17 protein-coding genes and 1 pseudogene are annotated in these 15,572 nt (G+C 42.2%); 12 read left to right on the top strand and 6 right to left on the bottom strand.

What is annotated here, in order from left to right:
- The first annotated feature begins 19 nt into the window (after positions 1–19).
- Together cyoE and VRUMOI_RS17490 are read left to right on the top strand one after the other, a co-directional pair.
- Positions 20–1,063 (top strand): heme o synthase, encoded by a 1,044-nt coding sequence (cyoE, locus tag VRUMOI_RS17495; protein WP_089139387.1) that lies wholly within the window; start codon positions 20–22, stop codon positions 1,061–1,063.
- A 112-nt stretch (positions 1,064–1,175) separates the two neighbouring features.
- Entirely contained in the window at positions 1,176–1,760 is a 585-nt protein-coding gene (locus VRUMOI_RS17490) for a hypothetical protein (protein ID WP_089139388.1), read from the top strand.
- A 70-nt stretch (positions 1,761–1,830) separates the two neighbouring features.
- Here VRUMOI_RS17490 and VRUMOI_RS17485 read toward each other — a convergent pair whose 3' ends face one another.
- Entirely contained in the window at positions 1,831–3,153 is a 1,323-nt protein-coding gene (locus VRUMOI_RS17485) for a polysaccharide deacetylase family protein (RefSeq protein ID WP_089139389.1), read from the bottom strand.
- A 148-nt stretch (positions 3,154–3,301) separates the two neighbouring features.
- Positions 3,302–3,889 carry a LysE family translocator gene (locus tag VRUMOI_RS17480; RefSeq protein WP_089139390.1) on the bottom strand — a complete coding sequence of 196 codons (588 nt, stop codon included), beginning with the start codon at positions 3,887–3,889 and terminating at the stop codon, positions 3,302–3,304.
- Between the two features lie 110 nt (positions 3,890–3,999).
- Here VRUMOI_RS17480 and VRUMOI_RS17475 point away from each other — a divergent pair, with 110 nt between their 5' ends.
- Both VRUMOI_RS17475 and VRUMOI_RS17470 read left to right on the top strand, forming a co-directional pair.
- Complete coding sequence (locus tag VRUMOI_RS17475; protein WP_089139391.1) at positions 4,000–4,440, top strand: Lrp/AsnC family transcriptional regulator; 441 nt, start codon at positions 4,000–4,002, stop codon at positions 4,438–4,440.
- 11 nt (positions 4,441–4,451) lie between these two features.
- A complete protein-coding gene (locus tag VRUMOI_RS17470) occupies positions 4,452–4,835 on the top strand; it encodes a GFA family protein (protein ID WP_089139392.1) in 384 nt (127 codons plus the stop codon).
- Positions 4,836–4,847: 12 nt separating this feature from the next.
- Here VRUMOI_RS17470 and VRUMOI_RS17465 read toward each other — a convergent pair whose 3' ends face one another.
- Positions 4,848–6,053, bottom strand: coding sequence for a multidrug effflux MFS transporter (locus VRUMOI_RS17465; protein ID WP_089139393.1), 1,206 nt, complete (start codon positions 6,051–6,053; stop codon positions 4,848–4,850).
- A gap of 87 nt (positions 6,054–6,140) precedes the next feature.
- On the opposite strand from VRUMOI_RS17465, the gene VRUMOI_RS17460 reads away from it, so the two are divergent.
- Complete coding sequence (locus tag VRUMOI_RS17460; protein WP_089139394.1) at positions 6,141–7,049, top strand: LysR family transcriptional regulator; 909 nt, start codon at positions 6,141–6,143, stop codon at positions 7,047–7,049.
- Positions 7,050–7,210: 161 nt separating this feature from the next.
- Here VRUMOI_RS17460 and VRUMOI_RS17455 read toward each other — a convergent pair whose 3' ends face one another.
- A complete protein-coding gene (locus tag VRUMOI_RS17455; protein ID WP_089139432.1) occupies positions 7,211–7,459 on the bottom strand; it encodes a hypothetical protein in 249 nt (82 codons plus the stop codon).
- A gap of 258 nt (positions 7,460–7,717) precedes the next feature.
- Between VRUMOI_RS17455 and VRUMOI_RS17450 the strand changes: the two genes are divergently transcribed.
- Both VRUMOI_RS17450 and VRUMOI_RS17445 read left to right on the top strand, forming a co-directional pair.
- On the top strand, positions 7,718–7,882 hold the full coding sequence (locus tag VRUMOI_RS17450) for a hypothetical protein (RefSeq protein ID WP_231897537.1): 165 nt from the start codon (positions 7,718–7,720) through the stop codon (positions 7,880–7,882).
- 134 nt (positions 7,883–8,016) lie between these two features.
- Positions 8,017–8,728: pseudogene (locus tag VRUMOI_RS17445) on the top strand (GntR family transcriptional regulator).
- 17 nt (positions 8,729–8,745) lie between these two features.
- Here VRUMOI_RS17445 and VRUMOI_RS17440 read toward each other — a convergent pair.
- Entirely contained in the window at positions 8,746–9,945 is a 1,200-nt protein-coding gene (locus VRUMOI_RS17440) for an enolase C-terminal domain-like protein (protein ID WP_089139433.1), read from the bottom strand.
- A gap of 265 nt (positions 9,946–10,210) precedes the next feature.
- Here VRUMOI_RS17440 and VRUMOI_RS17435 point away from each other — a divergent pair, with 265 nt between their 5' ends.
- The gene (locus tag VRUMOI_RS17435) at positions 10,211–11,647 is read left to right on the top strand and encodes a PTS transporter subunit EIIC (RefSeq protein ID WP_089139395.1); all 1,437 of its coding nucleotides are present in this window, start codon (positions 10,211–10,213) and stop codon (positions 11,645–11,647) included.
- A 76-nt stretch (positions 11,648–11,723) separates the two neighbouring features.
- On the opposite strand, the gene VRUMOI_RS17430 is transcribed toward VRUMOI_RS17435, so the two are convergent.
- Positions 11,724–12,443: an SDR family oxidoreductase gene (locus VRUMOI_RS17430; RefSeq protein WP_089139396.1), complete on the bottom strand. Its 720-nt coding sequence runs from the start codon at positions 12,441–12,443 to the stop codon at positions 11,724–11,726.
- 136 nt (positions 12,444–12,579) lie between these two features.
- Here VRUMOI_RS17430 and VRUMOI_RS17425 point away from each other — a divergent pair, with 136 nt between their 5' ends.
- The 4 genes from VRUMOI_RS17425 (at position 12,580) to VRUMOI_RS17410 (ending at position 15,523) form a co-directional block, all read left to right on the top strand.
- On the top strand, positions 12,580–13,482 hold the full coding sequence (locus VRUMOI_RS17425; protein ID WP_089139397.1) for a LysR family transcriptional regulator: 903 nt from the start codon (positions 12,580–12,582) through the stop codon (positions 13,480–13,482).
- 45 nt (positions 13,483–13,527) lie between these two features.
- Positions 13,528–13,860, top strand: a complete 333-nt coding sequence (locus VRUMOI_RS17420) for a zinc ribbon domain-containing protein YjdM (protein ID WP_089139398.1) — start codon at positions 13,528–13,530, stop codon at positions 13,858–13,860.
- 122 nt (positions 13,861–13,982) lie between these two features.
- Entirely contained in the window at positions 13,983–14,846 is an 864-nt protein-coding gene (locus tag VRUMOI_RS17415; RefSeq protein WP_089139399.1) for a helix-turn-helix domain-containing protein, read from the top strand.
- 92 nt (positions 14,847–14,938) lie between these two features.
- Complete coding sequence (locus VRUMOI_RS17410; protein WP_089139400.1) at positions 14,939–15,523, top strand: GNAT family N-acetyltransferase; 585 nt, start codon at positions 14,939–14,941, stop codon at positions 15,521–15,523.
- The last annotated feature ends 49 nt before the right edge of the window (positions 15,524–15,572 follow it).

Raw genomic sequence — 15,572 nt, 5'->3', positions numbered from 1 at the left:
TGAACGTTAGGAGGTAATAATGCCAAAGTCTAATGTGATTCCCTTTCCACACAAGCAGGCTCCGGAGAGTAAAGCACACTCTGCCTCGGTTAAATATTATGGTCGATATTCAGCCGCCCCTTCTCTTCAGCATGAATCGACCTCTGACTCTAGCTCTCTTGCCAGTCATGCTCGCCAGCGTTCCAAGTCCTATTGGCTAACACAATGGAAATTATATTACTCCCTGACCAAACCCAAAGTCGTGATGCTCATGCTATTAACCGCGCTGGTGGGAATGTGCCTATCAATAGAAGGTAAATTACCATTGCAGCCATTAGTGCTAGGGATGTGGGGGATCGGCTTAATGGCCGGCTCCGCGGCGGCATTGAATCATTTAATTGATCGTAGAATTGATGGGCTAATGGCTCGAACCCAAAATCGCCCCTTGCCTTCAGGTCAATTGAAAAGCTGGAAAGTCGCCTTGTTTGCCGGTGTGATAGGGATTGCTGGCTTTATGGTTTTGTATTTTGGCGTCAATGGATTAACCGCATGGCTTACGTGTGCCAGTTTAGTGGGCTATGCCGTGGTGTATACCTTGTATTTAAAACGCGCGACGCCACAAAATATTGTGATTGCTGGAATTGCTGGTGCGATGCCACCACTACTCGGCTGGACGGCAATGACCAATGAGCTTCATCCTCATGCTTGGCTATTAGTCATGATTATTTTCATTTGGACTCCACCTCATTTCTGGGCATTGGCGATCCATCGTAAAGACGATTATGCCAAAGCCGATATTCCAATGCTTCCCGTCACGCACGGGGTAGAATTTACCAAAACGAGTGTGCTGCTCTATACCGTATTATTGATGCTCATCTGTACCTTGCCAGTGTTATTTGGCATGAGTGGTGTGCTGTATGCGATAGCCTCAACAGCATTATCTTTAGGGTTTATCTACAAAGCCTGTGAGCTGAAATACTTCCCTAGACCAAACAGTGCCATGCAAACTTTTAAGTTTTCTATTTATCACTTAATGGGGTTGTTTGTTGCTTTGTTGATTGATCATTACGTGGTGGTTGGTTAAACATCTTGAAAGTACGATTGACCGCAAGCGGATGTTATTTAGGAATTTTTAGTCATATAAGGTAGTATTGCGTACAAAATAACATGTAATTTTAATTTCTTAAGGAATAGCAATGAAGAGCTTTGGTTCTGGCTTTAATAATTTTTTTGTCGGTTTATTTAGTGGGCTGTTATTGCCGATTGTGATCATCATGGTGTTACTGTTTTTAACGGTCGATAAGATCACTAGCTTCGCGGAAAATGAAGCAATTGCTCCTTTGTATCAACGTGGCGAACAAACCCTGGATAAAGTCGATACTTTATTAACGACTCTTGATAACAAAGTCGATAACGCTAATCTGCAAGATGTAAAACTACTTGCGCCATTAAAAGATGCCAACCTTTTCCCTGAACTAAAGCAAATAGCGGGTGCGGTTTCTAAGCTTCGCGATGCTTCTGATTCAGAAAAACAAGAGATGCTTGAGAATCTAAAAGCCAAGCTTAAAACAACGCTACAAGAGAAATTTCCAGAAGATAAAGCCCAGCAGTTGGCGGATAACTTAGCCGGTATTGCCGATGTCATTGCGAGCAAAAAAGACTCGCTAATGGAAAATAAAGATCAGTTGCTAGAGAAGAAAGATGAGCTGGTTGAGAAGGCGCAAGATACCAAAGCGCAAGTGCAAGAAAAGGTAGAAGATATTCAACAAGACAATGAATAACAGACATTAGTACATACAGAGCCTGCTATTTAGGTATAGCAGGCTTTTTTTAAATTTATTGATATACCATTTAGCGACAAGCCCTCACTTTCTGCCATGCAGACCAGCTTTTATCTTGTGGCTTTTCATTATACGACCACCACTTTGCCTGCCATTCAAACCCTGCATAGCTGACCTTTTGTGGTTGGCTGTAAGACGTATTTTTTGTCCATTCAGCGGATTCACATCGAGCGGGCAGCGCTTGCGGGTTCTCCATCCAATTCACCAATTCTAAATGGCTAACAATACGCACATCTTGTTTGGAAAGCGCATAATCCAAAAATGCTTCAAGAGCTTGGCGACGCTCTTCTGTGGTAGAGGCAGTCGGCACCCATTGGTCCATTTGGTCATCATATTGGGTGGAGTGGCCAAGAAACGTCATCGGAGCTTTGTTGCCAGCCAGACGCCTATCTAAGTTGTATTTTAAAATGGCCAACACTTCCGGACCGCTCAGTTCTGCCATGTAAAATAAGTTGTAATCACCAGACTCAATCTTGCCTGACTGAACATCAAACCAACTCATTTTTTGTTGAATTTTGTCGCGCAGAGAGTAATCAAAGCCGTATTGTTTTGCCGTCTCATCATCTGGCACGGTTAACGCGTAAACGGGAACTTCCCATAACCCCGCATGTTGCGTGATGGGTGGCTTGATTCCCCAACTTGCCGCTAAATCAGCGCCAGGACTACCGTTGTCCAGTGTATATGGCCAATACTGGTTTCCTGCGTGATGATCGGGCGCATAACCTTCGACAATACTGGCATCGTATTTAAATCCGTTCTGGTTTAAGTAAGCGAATAAAGCATCGTTATATTCGAGATAAGGCGAGCGAAAGCCCACGGCATTAGCATCAATGCCTTCGGCATCAGAGGGAAATTCAGGATCGGTTTGAGTAAAGGGTTTGTTCATGGCGCTCTGGCAATCATTGATTTGTTGTTGCCACTCCGCAGAGCTGAAATCTAACCCGTGTAAATGATTAAGGGTGTGATTGGCCATTTCGTGCCCAAGTAAGTTGGCTTGATACCAAGTTTCTTTGACATGGCCTGCGTTGGTGCCTTGCTCATTCGTAGCGATGATCGCTTCACATGTATTAAAAAAGGTGGTGTGAATGGCCGCACCATCAAAGGTTACGCTATTGCCGTTTCCTGCAGGGTTATGGCGCTTTCCCCATTGTTCAAGAACCCAGTTTTGTCCGTCAACTAAGGTATTGTCATCAAAGGCGATGGCGACAAATTGTGGCGCGTTTTCAACCGAAATTCCTGCGGGAGGAAGTGAAGAGGGAGCAAGATTTGCAGCGTGACTGTGAAGCGCCACTGCTGCCAATCCTAGTCCTACAGTAACTCTTTGTTTAAACATTGTTTTCTCCTTGATTGATAAATTCAATACCAATCATAGGAAGAAGAAAAACACCGTGTGTAAAGACTGTTCTTAATGGAATCGATATAGAATTTACAATGTAAATGAGCGATCTGTAGATTGCCTTGATAGCACTTTCCTCATTATTTTAGAGCATCATTGGCACCACTGAGAGCACTAATAAGGTCGACATGGAATAGTTAAACCATTTCACCCGCAGTGGGCTATTGAGCCAGATCTGCAGCTTTTGCCCTGCGTAAATCCATAACGTGGCCGATGGCATATTCACTAAGCCAAACATCAGCGACACGATTAACACCCCTTGCCAGTTATTAAGCGAGTTATAAACACTGACAGCGGTGATTGCCATGGTCCATGCTTTGGGGTTGATCCATTGGAAGTAAGAGGCAGCCAAAAAGCTCATCGGTTGATATTCGGCATCGCTCGAACCGGGCTGAGAGCGCGCAATTTTAAACGCCAGATAAAACAGATACGTAATACAAGCGATGTTTAATAATTGGTGTAAAACAGGGTAGAGCTTAAATAGGCTCATCAAACCAAGCCCAACCAATAAGACCATAAAACTAAAGCCAAATACCACGCCGAGCATGTGTGGAACGGTACGCAAAAATCCGATGTTGGCCCCCGAGGTCATCAACATAATATTGTTAGGGCCGGGTGAGGCGGTTGATATAAGCACAAAAGTAAATAAGGCGAGCAGTTGCTGAATATCCATTTCTTAGTGTCCAGTTCGTTTGAGATTTCCTTGTATATTATTGGGTTTGTGGCTACATTTTATGTCTATTTGATGTGCTATTTAGATAAAGTGAGCAACAAAGTTAAGTTATGGATAGATTTGACGAAAGAATATTGCAAGAGCTGCAAATGGATGGGCGATTATCCAACGTAGAGCTTTCAGAGCGCATTGGTTTATCGCCATCAGCGACCTTGAGACGGGTACAAGAGCTTGAGCGACAACAGGTGATCACCGGTTATCGAGCGGTATTAAATGCCGATAAATTAGGGATTGGCTTTATGGCTTATGTCACGATTGGGTTATCGAATCACAGTCAAAAATCTCAACGGGAATTTGAGCAAGAAGTGATGTTGGCCAAGGAGGTTACCGAATGCCACAACATTACTGGCGCCAATGAGTATTTATTGCGAGTGGAAACCAAAGATCTCAGCAGTTATAAGCGTTTTCACTCTGAGGTGTTAGGCGAGATCCCACAAGTCAATACCATCACGACTCTCGTGGTGATGGATACTTCAAAAGATACTCGTTAAGGAATGACGATATGATCCAAGCTCAATGTCATTGCGGCAATATCAAGCTGCAACTACCTAAGTTAACAGACACCATGACATGTTGTAATTGTTCTATTTGCGCTCGTTATGCGGCACTGTGGGGATACTATTTACAACCTGAGGTTGAGATATCTGTTGGAGAATATGGGAGTCGGCAATATTGCCGTGGTGACCGAGAGATCTTATTTCATTGCTGTAATCAATGTGGCTGCGTGACTCATTATTCAGCTATTGATGTATCACCTACTTCACGGGTGGCGGTAAATTATCGGATGTTGGAGCCACAATTGATTAAAGAATTAGCCATTCGCTATTTTGATGGCGCGAATAGCTTTAAAGCGGTAGAGAAAGTGCAATTTACCGGGTTGCTTTAGTTTACAGGCACCTTAGTTTACAGACACTTTAGCTTCTCTTTCGGCTCGGCGGCTGACGATTAACACCGTCATCATGACTAATGCAGTACAACAATAGAAGATGCCGAGATCGTTCTGGGTCGACACAAAGTTGCGTACTAAAAACTCGCCAAAGAAGCCGGCGATACACATTTGGATCGAGCCAGATAAGGCCGACACTGCACCGACACGGTTAGGATGAGGTTCAAGTAGCAATGACATCGAAATCGGAAAACTCATGCCTTGCGCGACGGTTAATAAGGTAAATGCGCCAATTAAATGAAAGGCAGACAAAGGCATCGCAAGCAACCAAACCCCTGAAATTACCATCAAGCTAAATGCCATGCACAACAAGCGAGCTTGCGAGAAATATTTATGCAGGCGATTTACCGTGACGCTACCAATTAATAATCCCGCCGAGGGAATGATCATCGCTTCACCGTAGTCAGATACCGTCATCCCCAATTGTTTTTGCAATAAAAATGGTAATACCGACAACGAGACAACCGCACCTAAATAGCTGATCCAATTATAACTGGCACTCGAAATGACTTGCTTGCAGGTAATCAGCTCACCATAACCTTTTAATACTTTGACCGGATTAAAGCGGCTTTTAGGGTAGGGTAAGGTTTCAGGGAGTACTTTCCAGCCGAGCGTAACAATCGCAATTAAATACACCAGCACCGCACTAAACACACTTTGCCAGCCGAAATGATAAGCAACCCAACCACCAAATACCGGTGAGATGATCGGTAAAATCGAGGCAGTGATCGATAGATAAGATAAGGCTTTGGTGAGATCTGGGCCATTATAGCTATCGCGCAGCACACTGCGGCCGAGTACTGAGGCGCTACCTGCTCCTAGGCCTTGTAAAAATCGACCAAACAATAACGCTTCAAAACTACTGGCCCACAACACACAAATTAAAGTACCTAGTAGGTAAACGCCTTGTCCTGCGAGAAAAACGGGACGGCGTCCTATGGCATCGGATAGCGGGCCGTAGAACAATTGCGATAAACCAAAGCTAATTAAAAAGAAGGTAACAATCGACTGAACTTGCGCTTGGGAAACCGCTAAATCATGGCTAATTAATGGTAAAGAAGGCAGATAAATGCTTACACCAACTTGACCCGTTGCGATGATCATCATCGCGAGCAAAAGTGGTGTTTTTTTAAAGGCGTTTATCGTTTCTACTTTCATACAACTAGTGTACTTTGGTGAATATATAATGATAATAGACTCTATAGGAAAGAGATTGAGTCTACTTGGGAAACAATGAGGCGAATGATGGATTGGATTGAATCGGTAAAAACCTATATTCGAGTGGTTGAAGAAGGTAGCTTTAACCAAGCGGCTCGCCGTTTGAATACCACCAGTTCAGCAGTAAGTAAGCGCATACATTTTTTAGAAGAACGGATCGGTGTACAGCTACTCAAACGGACGACTCGCTCATTAAGCCAAACTGAAGCTGGCGCGATGTTTTATCAACGCGGTAAAGCGCAGGTAGAACAATGGCAATCGCTGGTGGATGAAACACGCTCGGTTAACCAAACGCCAACCGGATTATTACGAGTTGGTGCCACGTTGGCATTAGGCTCTAAGTTTTTCATGCGTTATGTTGATGACTTTCTCCATCAATATCCACAGATTAAAGTGCAGCTGATCACCACTCTTCCCGGTCAGTTGCCGGAACTCAGTTTTGATATTTATATTGGTCGTGAAATTGAAAACCTTGATACTTTGAGTTTTCGTGCCGCGCCATTAATTGACTACCAATCTGGATTCTATGCTGCGCCCAGTTATTTAAAGCAATATGGTGAGCCGCAGACGATGGATGATTTAGCTGCCCATAATATGTTGATTTGGGGAGAGAAAGTCGATCGAGAGGTGCGATTAACCACTCTAGGTGAGCGAAGTAAAAAAGTGCGCTTAACCGGTAACTTTTCGACCACCAATCCAGAAGCGTTATTTCACAGTGCTAAGCGGGGAATGGGGATCATTTTATCCAACCAAGTGATGCTGCAAGAAGAAATTGAGCGTGGTGAATTGGTGCGAGTACTGCCTAATGTCACCTCAGATCATACTCGTGTATACGCTTATTATCCGAAATTAGATTATGAACATACTCGTACTCAATTGTTTGTGGAGTACTTAAAACAACGTTTAGAAACCGAGAAAGATGTGAAGGTGGTATAAACAGCGGTGAATTACCCTGTCGTACCTGAAAGTGCTGTTTTGTTGTCTGTGTTCATTCCCTTGTCGCCCCATTACAGATCCAGTTGCTTTGGGGAGCTATTGAAGTAAATAAGGGCTGAATCAATCAGCCTTTATTCATCATTGTATTCGACCTAAAAGCACTAATGGGCTTTCTTCGGCCCGTTACGAACGATATCTTTACCGTTATCAAACACCTCTTGAGTAACCCAACGGCCAAGCAATAACTGGTGTTTATCATCTAAAACCGCAACAAATGGGCGACCATTGCTGTTATTGGTTGCCAGCGCCACGCCTGTGACATTTTCCAGACCAAGGCCACCGTTTTCCACTAAGCGCAGAAATACTTCTAAATCGTCTAGGGTTTCAATTACTAGGTTATCGTCAATCATCATTTGTACTCTATTAACACGTGATGTGCGTAGGATAGCAGTTAAAGGCAAGTCGATAAATATATCGGTAGAAAGCCGAAGGGAGAAGAAAGGAAGTGAAAAATCCCTAGCTTGAAACACAGACTAGGGAATTAGTTTACGTTTTATTTTTTATTAATGCTTTGATTTTTAGATGGTTGACTAAAATTTGTACCAAGCGCAGTATGAGTTTTATATTTTCAGCCTGTAAGATCTTGTAGAAGGAATCAGTGAACATGGATGACATTGGTCGTCTTCGCATGGGATGCGGCGGTCATTTACCTTCTCTCGACTCAAAGTGTTAGGAAGCGCTTTACCAAAATGGCCTATTATATTGATAAAGTCACCGGTGCAGTACTAGGTATTATTGGTATCACTATTGTGAAATCAGCGGTGGTGCGTTAGAGATGTTTATTAGCAGATACCTAATGACTTGCTAGAAGGGCATAGGGCGTTAAGATAGCTTGTTGTGGCTAAACCATAAGCTTGCGTTATGTATGATGTTAGATTTTAACGACTGATTATTAAGAATACGATGAATGAAAAAGTACGAAGAACTAGTCCAAGATATTGTCAGTAAGGTCTGCCAGGGAGTGATTCGAGTTAAGCTGCCTTCAGAAAGAGAACTGGCTGAAAAATATGAACTATCAAGGTTTTCAGTAAGAAAAGCGCTATCAAAACTAGAAGCGATTGGTATTGTTAAATCAAAAGTGGGTTCTGGTTATTTTATTAATACGTCAGTGATTGGATCTTCATTAATTTATAATACGGTGACTGAAAATAAGTTTGGTGAAATTACCTATAAAAAAATAAAATTAAATAAGCGCTTACCAACACCTCATGAAATGCAAGTTTTTTCGATTGGTGAAGATGAGTATCTTTGGCATGCTAAGCGCCTTCGTTTAATTCAAGGCAAAGTGACGCAAATAGAAGAGACAAGGCTACCGGTTCGAATTTTTAAAAAAATTGATGAAAAAATTATAGAAAGTTCACTGCAAAAGCATGTTATTTCATTAGGGTTAGAAATTGATAGTTATTTAACGACTTATAAAGCGATCAGTTTGGTGAAAGAGGACGCGGATTTATTGGGGTAAACGCTCAAGTTCTGCAATGAATATTACCAATCGAGGTTTTTTAAAAACGGGAGAAGTTTTTGTCGTCAGCGACATTATCGATATTGATTATCAATGTACCTACCATACCCAGTTTAACCCTGAAAGTTTGAATTATAGAGATGAAAAAGGCCGCTAAATAGCGGCCTTTTGGGTTTATGGGGTATGGATACTGCCATCGGGTAGACGACTTTGTGTCCATTCATGAGGTCGGTATTCGACAGGAAAATCTTTTGCAGCGGCAATGTCCATTTCCACACCAATACCATCATTTTCAGAAGCATATAAAAAGCCATTTTTCGGCTCAGCGGCGTTTGGAAAGACTCGCATGGTGTTTGGTTTATATTCCACATGCTCTTGAATGGCGGCATTATGCAAATGTACATTGAGGTGAGTATTCACGGCAGCACCGATAGGCGTCATATCAGGCGGGCAATGCCACGCAACTCTAACGCCAAAAGTCGCACATAGATGCCCAAGTTTTAGTGCGGGAGTGATCCCTCCAATTTGAGAAACATGACAGCGGATAAAATCTACACGTCGGTTAATAATTAAAGCTTTCCACTCTTCTGGGTTATTGAATAATTCACCTAGCGCTAGAGATACCGAGGATTGGCTGCGAATGTTATCTAGCCATTCAGTTTGATTCGGTGGCAAAATATCTTCGATAAAGTATGGGGTGTATTGTTCGACGGCTTTAGCAAATTGAGTGGCTTGGTTCGGAAATAATCTTTCATGAACATCATGGAGTATATGGAAAGCGTTACCGTATTTAGCACGCAATTGTTTGAACATTTCCAGAGTGTTATCGATGTATTGGTCTTGATCGTAGAAAGAACCTTCCGTTGGGTTCTCTGGGGTATGGATATTTTCTGGTACTCCACCATAAAAACCTAACTGGCAACGAATATGTTTATACCCTTGCTCAAGATAGCGATCGACTTGCTCAAACAAACCATCCATCGTATCGCTAGTCGCGTGCGTGTAGACTTGGATCGCGTCTCTCGATTTGCCACCAAACAGCTGATGCAATGGCATTTTCGCTTGCTTTGATTTGATATCCCAAAGCGCCATATCAACGCCTGAAATCGCATTGTTGATGACCGGGCCATTACGCCAATATGAATTAACCATCATCATTTGCCAAAGATCTTCAATATTATTGGCATCTTTACCAATTAAGAGTGGTTTTATATATTCGTCCACCATAGTTTTCACTGCTAATGGCCGTTGTTGAAAGGTTGCACAGCCATACCCAATAGTGCCAGATTCGACTTCAACAATGACGGTGATGAGATTGTGTCTATCGGGTTTAGTAATAATGCACTCAATGTTTGAAATTATATTTTTATTCACTTTTATCATCTCTGGATAAGCTGGGTTTTTCTTACTATAACCGTTAAAAAAATTAAATTTCAAGCGTTTAATTAGGTATAAATTTAACTGGTTCGTTCTTAATAATTATTTGCTAATAAAAACGAACCAATTAGGAAAAATAACCGAAATTATTTATTTAGGCATGGTTAATGTGAGTTTTATCACCTTTTTTGCGATTGGATAAATAGCGCTACCCGATAAGATGAATGGCATAAATAACGATAAAAATCTATAGGACACAATAATGGAACTGACAGAGAAAAATGTAGCTGCCACGGATGCTTCCTTTACACAACCTAATACTTTTGATTCAAACTTACAGCTGCTTATTACCGCCGTTGGTGGTAATGAGAATATCGTAAATATCACTCATTGTATGACTCGCCTTCGATTTAAATTAGTGAATGAATCGCTTGTCGATAAAGAAAAAATTGAAAGTATCAAAGGCGTAAAAGGGGTTGTTCTGGCCCAAGGACAAACCCAAGTCGTTATTGGTGTGGAAGTTGAGCAATGGTACAACGCGCTTTCTGGAGTTAATAGCGCTGCGGATAATTCCTCCGACTCTAATATTGAACAAGAGAAAGGCAAACTATTCCAAAATGCCATGCGTATTGTGGCAGGGATCTTTGGACCCGTTGTTCCGGCTATCGCTGGCGCTGGGATGTTGATGGGTCTTCTTTCTGGTTTAATTGCAACCAATGTGATTTCAGAGAGTTCGGATACGGTATTCTTTTTTAGATCTATCTCTGTTGCTGTATTTTTCTTTTTGCCTATGTTGGTTTCATTTTCAGCGGCCAAAGTTTTCCGAGTAAATGAATACATTGCTTTAGCGGTGGCGGCTGCCATGATGTCGCCAAAATTGCTTGAAAAAGCAGCGCAACTCTCTGCGGCAGGTAATAGCCCAGAGCTTTCCGTTTTCGGCGTTGTTCCAATCGAATTGTTAAACTATGGTGGAGCGATTGTTCCCGCTATTTTAGCGGTGTGGGTACTATCTAAGATCACACCTATGGTCGATAAATTTGTACCAGCTTCTGCTAAACCAGTATTTACACCATTAATTGCCTTTACTGTCACCTCAACGATTGTGCTATCTCTAGTCGCTCCTGCTGGTATGTGGTTAAGTAATGGCGCTGGGTGGGTGGTAAGCTCTTTATTAGAAATCTCACCAACGTTAACTGGCTTTGTGTTTGGCTTAACTCGACCAATTACGATTGTATTTGGTATTCACCATAGTATGACGCCAATCAGTCTCAATAACTTTGCGCTGTATGGTAAAGACCTACTGATGCCGATCATGTGTTTAGGCAATATTGCGATTGCTGGTGCAACGATGGCGGTGTGGTATAAACAACGTAAAACCGCCTCTAAAGAACAATCTTCTATCACGATGGGGTCTGGCATTACTGCTATTTTAGGTATCACAGAGCCAGCGCTATTTGGTGTTTTAACTAAGTATACAAAAGCGCTATTTATGGCGAGTCTTGCAGCGGGGGTGTTTGGTGCTATTTCCGTTACGATTGATACCCACTTAACCAGTTATATTTTATCTTCAATCTTTAGCTTGCCAGCCTACTTAGCCGGCGGTACACAGAACTTTATCCAAGCCGTATTTGGGATTTGTGGCGTCTTTGTTTTATCTTTTGCTTTAACGGTCATCTTTGTACGTATCGATAATAAATAATACAACGTCAAAGAAATAATATGAGGCTGACTGATTGAATAGTAGTCAGCCTCATTGTTGTTTATAAGATGATTGTTTACATCGTTTGTCTTGTCGCCGCGACGACAATTTCACGAATGCACACGCCTTGAGGTTGTTGGTAAGCAAAGACTACGCTTCGAGCGATATCTTCTGCGACTAACGCGCCGCCCATGCTGGCGGTCCATTCTTTATAGCCTTGTTTGATGTCGTTGGATGAAGTGTGCGACAACAACTCAGTATCGACTGCGCCCGGTGCAATAGTGGTTACGCGCACATTGGAATCGGCCACTTCTTCACGAACATTTTCAGAAATCGCATGTACTGCAAATTTTGTTCCGCAATAGGCGGCGTGGTTGCCAAATGTCTTGCGGCCAGCCACAGAGCTGATGTTAATGATCGTGCCGGTTTGGCGTGATTTCATTGGCCCTAACACCGCTTTCATGCCGTTCATTAAACCAATCACGTTGACATCAAACATGGTTTTCCATTCGCTTGATTCTTGTGTGTCTAGTTGCCCAAGTAACATGCTACCCGCGTTATTGACTAAACCATCGACTGGGCCATATTGTGCTTCCGCTTTAGCAATCGCATCGATAAAGCTTTGTTCATCACTGACATCGACTTTCGCGCATAACGTATTGGGTAAATTTAACGCCTCTAAACGTTCAATACGACGAGCTAACAACAATAATGGGTGACCTAATGCACTGAATTGACGGGCGATGGCTTCACCGATACCTGAACTTGCACCTGTAATGACGATAAGCTTTTTCATATTTTTTATCCTGATTTAATTCTGTTTTTAATTGGTGTTCATTTGATGGCGAGAATTATAAGAGCAAGCTTACTGTTGATATATACGGCTTAAGTTGAAATACTGTTTCTATATAGAAACAATAGAAGTGATTCTCATGCTAAATCAAATCAACTTGGGTGATGTCCGAACCTTCGTATTGATCGGAGAATTGGGCAGTTTTACCAAAGCCGCTGAAGCGCTTGAGGTGTCTCGCTCACATGTGTCGAAACAAATCACTCAATTAGAAAAGCAAATGGGTGTGACCTTGCTGATTCGAACCACTCGCACATTAAAATTGACCGATGCGGGGGAGCTGTTCTTCAACCAATGCCAAAATCATCTTTCGGGGATTGAACAAGCCATTCATGCGGCCGTGGATGATGTTGACCAAATGCGTGGCCACATTAACCTAAACTGTGTCGGTGGGCATTTAGGGGAAGATATCATTGCGCCAATGGTGGCAAAATTTATGCGCCAATATCCTGATATCACGGTTAACATGGATTTTAGTAGCCACCGAATTGATCTCATAAAAGATGATTTTGATGTTGCGATTCGCATGGGCGAGCTTGAAGATGCCGGGTTTATTGGCCGTCAATTATTGAGCTTAGAAATGGTGACGTTAGCCAGCCCAGAGTATCTCAATCACAACCGCGCAGCACTAAACCATCCGAAAGATCTACTCTCGCATAATTGCTTAACGGGTAGTGTGAAGAAGTGGCACTACCAATCTTTAACTAAGCCGATTGAAGATATCGATGTGACGGTTTCAGGCCAATTTGAATGTAAAAATGGCCGTTCGCTGGTTAATGCTGCTTTAGCCGGTTGTGGTTTAATCCGTGTTCCTAAGCTGTATTGCCAAGCCGAGATCGAACAAGCCAAACTGGTGGAAGTGATGCCAGAGTGGAAAATTCCCAATGTCAGTCTTTCGGTGATTTATCATAAAGACCGTTATCAACCGAAGCGGTTACAAGCGTTGCTCAAACATTTTCAGCAACAGTTTTCACAATTATCGTAATAGCGATTATTATCACTCAATTCGCCACACACAGAGAAAATCATTATGTCATTACCTGCTTGCCCAAATTGCCAGTCTGGCTATGTTTACCAAGATCAGAACCATTTGATTTGCCCAGAATGCGCTTATGAATGGAACCCGCAAGAAGAATTAGACAATGCCTTTACGGTTAAGGATGCCAACGGAACTTTACTCGCAGAGGGCGATAAAATCACTTTGATTAAGGACCTGAAAGTTACCGGCACCTCTCAAGTACTAAAGATTGGCACCAAAGGGATAATACGCCGCATTATTGAAGGCAAAGATCACGAGCTAGATTGTAAGCTACAAGGCGTCGGCGAGATGCTGGTGTCAGGTAAGTATGTGAAGAAGGCTTGATGCTACGTTTGTATTTCTAAACGTAAATCAGGTCGTTGAGTTGAATTACGGCTGTTTCGGCTTTTAATATCAATGCAGAAATTAATGAGCTTTACTTTTATCATCTGTAACCGAGAACGTTCATGATCACTTGGAAACAATCATTGTCAGGCTTTGAATGGCTTATTCACCAAGTTTGGTATTTAGAGCTTGAGCATGATGATAAGCTTGATAAATGGCCGCGCCTTATTCCCAACCCAAGGGCTCATCTACTTTTTACTCCGCGTGATCAACAATATTGTTATCAAAACGGCCATCAGCCATTTATTGGCAGGGGGAGTCATCTACTCACGATCAGTGATGAATTACTGTTGTTAGAAGATACACCTCCGTTAAAGCGCATCGGTATTACCTTTCGCCCTGAAGGGTTATATTTATTACATCAAAAGAGTATTGGAAAAATTAACCAATGTGAGTGGTTTGATTGGTTAGAAACATTATTTGATGCCAAGTTTCAAGATTCGTTATGGCAATGCACCTCGCAACTACAGCTTATTGATATTCTACTTCAATATTTCGCTCAGTTAGAGCTTAAGCCGAAAGACAAAGCTTTTAACATGGTGCAAGCGATCACTCTTGGAGTCGAAGCCTCTCAACAACAATCATTTGCGCCTGATAAGTTAATTAAAGGCGAGCTCAATACGGATATGGAAATTGAGCAACTTGCCCAACATTGTGCGTGTTCAAGGCGAACATTAGAGCGGGCTTTTAAACAAGTGATGGGATTAAGTGTAAAAAAATACCAACAAATGATGAAGTTAGAACACATGATCTTAGCGCTTTATGCCCAAGATCAAGAGTTTGATTGGACTTCGTTTTCACAACGGTTTGGGTTTTATGACCAATCTCATTTGATTCGAGAATTAAAAAAGCAGCTTGATTGCACGCCTTCTGGTTATCTACAGCAGCGCGATCTCACGATAGATATTTATGGAGACTTTGAATAAGAACAGCGAGTCATTCAATATTTGTCGCAAAAATCCAATTGATTGTGCATGGTTTCGATTAACCTAGTTGAAAATTAAATGAGGCTATATACATGACATATTCTAAATTGAAACAAGGCGAGCCGATTCCTTTCCATGGCACACTGTCTATTCAATTCATTCGCCAACAAGATTTGGCGGATATCATCAACATGCTTAATGATGAACAAGTAAATCAATATCTCTATTTCGCTCCCGCTGACGACAGCCTTTTTCAAGCTTTCTTTGCTCCGATTATTGATGAGGTAACCCAGGCAATTGAGAAGCGTATTTGGCCAGCCAATCCTACCTTTGTCATCCGTGATCAAAATGGGCAATACATGGGAATGACAGCCGTTACTCAAGTCATGTTTTTAGAGGGGAATTTTGAAATCGGCTATCAATTACCAGTACATGCTTGGCAACAAGGTATTGCGACCAGTGCGTGTCGATTGATGACCGAAATTGGATTTGAACAGTTGAAGGCACATAAAATCAGCGCAGATTGTTATGCTGCTAATATTGGCTCCTATAAAACACTAGAAAAGTGTGGCTACCAGCGTGAAGGCTGCCAAAGTGCCTACTACAAACTAAAGCAAGGTTTTGACGATAAGCTTTATTACGGAATGACCGCAGAGCAATTTAGAATGCTTAAATGACGGCTTCCATGCTGATATCTAAGATCGTGTGATGCCCCATTTAGGTATT

Source organism: Vibrio rumoiensis, from assembly GCF_002218045.2.
GTDB classification, from domain to species: Bacteria; Pseudomonadota; Gammaproteobacteria; order Enterobacterales; family Vibrionaceae; genus Vibrio; species Vibrio rumoiensis.
This window is presented reverse-complemented; position numbering and strand designations above follow the sequence as displayed.